Below are 1,681 nucleotides of genomic sequence, written 5' to 3'. Positions count from 1 at the left end.
GGCCTGGAGGAGAAGTACAACTGCACCTTCAAGTCCTTCGAGCCCATCAATGACGGCTCCGGCCCCCTGACCGTGCAGGCCCTCACCAGCGGTGACGTGCAGGTGGCCAACATCTTCACGACCACCCCGGCCGTCGAGGACGAGAACCTGGTGGTGCTGGAGGACCCTCAGAACAACTTCATTGCCCAGCAGGTGTTGCCGCTGACCGCCCCGGATCGCCTGCCGCAGGAGGCCCAGGACGCCCTGAACGAGTTCTCGGGCAAGCTGACCACGCAGGATCTGATCGACCTGAACAGGAAGGTCAGCGGTGAACAGCAAATGAACCCGGCCGATGCTGCCGCTGAATGGTTGACGGAGAACGGCTACCAGTCCTAGTTTCCACAGGGGTTGTCCACAGTCGGTGGGAACTCTGACAAACCGAGGCTGACCTGCTCGAATACTGTATTCGGGCAGGTCAGTTCTCGTTCGACACGCCGCACTTTCCACACCTGTGGATAACTCTGTGCACAACCTGTGCAGTAACCGGAGGGCCACGGAGCGCGACACGTACGCGCCACCTTGTTAGGGCACTAACCAACATGTCTATGCTGGGGAAGCCACGATCCACCGGATGGTGGCACTGTCCGTAAGGGCTCGGCGTCAAGGGGGATTTCGAGCTCGGAACCACCCCACAGATCTATTGCCGTGGGGAGACCGAGGAGACCGCTGTGGTGCACCAAAAAATAATCCTCCCGACCGTTACGAGCCAGGATGAGCTCATCGGCGCCATGAGACGGCGCCTGGCTCAGGACGATCGTGTCTCCGCGGCCGATCGCGAGGTCTTTCTGCGCCGGCTCAGTTCCCACGCCGGTCAACTCGTGGACGGGCTGTGCGCCGTTTACGGGCAGCGCTCGGACTTCTGGGACCTGGCGGCCGCGAGTGTTCTCACCGCGTGGGATTCCTACGCGCAGCGTCCGGCAGACCTCAAGACGCTGGATCAGGACCGGGAGGCGGAGCCGTCATGGTTCCTGTCCCGGCAGGCCGTGGGCGGCGTCTGCTACGTGGACCGCTACGCCGGGACCATTGCCCGATTGCGTGAACGCATCCCGTACTTCAAGGAATTGGGCCTCAATTACCTGCACCTGATGCCGTTGTACGAGTGCCCCGAGGGCAATTCGGACGGCGGCTATGCCGTGTCCTCCTACCGACGTGTGGATCCGGCGCTGGGCACCATGAACGAGCTGGCACAACTCGCGGAAGAACTACGCGCGGAGGGTATTGCCCTGGTGCTGGACTTCGTCTTCAACCACACCTCCAACGAACATGAATGGGCCCAGGCCGCCGCGGCGGGAGACCCGTTCTACGAGCAGTTCTACTGGATTTATCCGAACCGCACCGTGCCCGCCCAGTTCGAGGAAACCGTGCGCGAGATCTTCCCTGATGACCATCCGGGGGTGTTCACCCGAGTGGATGCCACCCCCGCCGGCCGCGCCGCCAGTGGTTCGGAAGAGGATCCCCGCTGGGTGTGGACCACGTTCCACCGTTTCCAGTGGGATCTGAACTATTCCAATCCCGCGGTGTTCCGGGCCATGGCATCCGAAATGCTGTTCCTGGCCAATCAGGGTGCGCAGGTGTTGCGGCTGGATGCGGTGGCGTTCATCTGGAAGCAGTTGGGAACTACGTGCGAGTCCCAGCCGCAGGT

At 62.5% G+C, this 1,681-nt stretch carries 2 protein-coding genes; both read left to right on the top strand.

From position 1 onward, the window contains the following. Window positions 1-375 (top strand): glycine betaine ABC transporter substrate-binding protein (locus Q4E95_RS09820; protein WP_303383137.1); only part of this gene is annotated, 375 nt, incomplete at its 5' end. A 332-nt stretch (window positions 376-707) separates the two neighbouring features. Further along, window positions 708-1,681, top strand: a 974-nt coding sequence (locus tag Q4E95_RS09815; RefSeq protein ID WP_303383140.1) for an alpha-amylase family glycosyl hydrolase, incomplete at its 3' end; no start/stop codon positions are given.

The organism is Kocuria sp. (genome assembly GCF_030536815.1).
In the GTDB taxonomy this organism is placed as follows: domain Bacteria; phylum Actinomycetota; class Actinomycetes; order Actinomycetales; family Micrococcaceae; genus Kocuria; species Kocuria gwangalliensis.
Note: the sequence above shows the minus strand (reverse complement) of the source record. Positions and strands in the feature narration are given on the sequence as shown.